Annotated in this window: 1 protein-coding gene; it reads right to left on the minus strand. The window is 68.6% G+C overall.

The features are described 5' to 3' along the window. Positions 1 to 43: 43 nt before the first annotated feature. A complete protein-coding gene (locus KZA10_RS16945; RefSeq protein ID WP_055864411.1) occupies positions 44 to 433 on the minus strand; it encodes a twin-arginine translocase TatA/TatE family subunit in 390 nt (129 codons plus the stop codon). Positions 434 to 659 lie beyond the last annotated feature (226 nt).

Here is a 659-nt window from a genome sequence, read left to right on the forward strand (position 1 = left end):
AGCCAGAAGGCCACGGCGTCGCGATCGGCGAGCCGCCCTCGGGTCACGTGGCTTCAGGGTCGAAAGGCGGGCGATTGGTCGCGCTGAACTCCTGCGGAGCCACACGCGTGGGGGCGACGGTTCCGGCGATCGGCTCCGCGATCGTCTCGCGCGCCTGCATGGGAGTCGCGGGCTGAGGTTCCTCCATCAGCGCGTCGCGGATGATCCGGCGGGGGTCGTACTGACGAGGGTCGAGCTTGCGCCAATCGACGTCGTCGATCTCGGGCCCCATCTCCTCACGCACCCTGGTCTTGGTCGCGCGCAGGTACTCGCCGGCCTTGCGGACCATGCGGGAGAAGCTCTCCGCGGCCCGCGGCAGACGTTCGGGGCCGATGATCAGGACCGCGATGAGGCCGATCAGCAGCAGCTTCTCGAAAGTGAGCCCGAACGTCATCTCTACAGGCTACCGCCGCGCCTGCGGTCCCCGCACTCGCCGACCGAATACGCTGGAGAGGTTCACCGGGCAGGCAGGGAGAAACAGGCCATGAGCGAGTATGACGCGAACGCGCGTTTTCTGCGCGAGTCCATCGTGGAACCCGACGCCATCACCCGCGCCCGCGCACATGCGGTCGAGCTGGGAGCGATGCCGATCAGCGCGGCCGTCGGCTCGCAGATCGCCG

This window comes from Microbacterium sp. BF1 (assembly GCF_019279095.1).
In the GTDB taxonomy this organism is placed as follows: domain Bacteria; phylum Actinomycetota; class Actinomycetes; order Actinomycetales; family Microbacteriaceae; genus Microbacterium; species Microbacterium maritypicum.

Excerpts from the sequence above, each read along its gene's own strand:
- KZA10_RS16945 (WP_055864411.1), bottom strand. The coding sequence starts at position 433 with ATGACGTTCGGGCTCACTTTCGAGAAGCTGCTGCTGATCGGCCTCATC.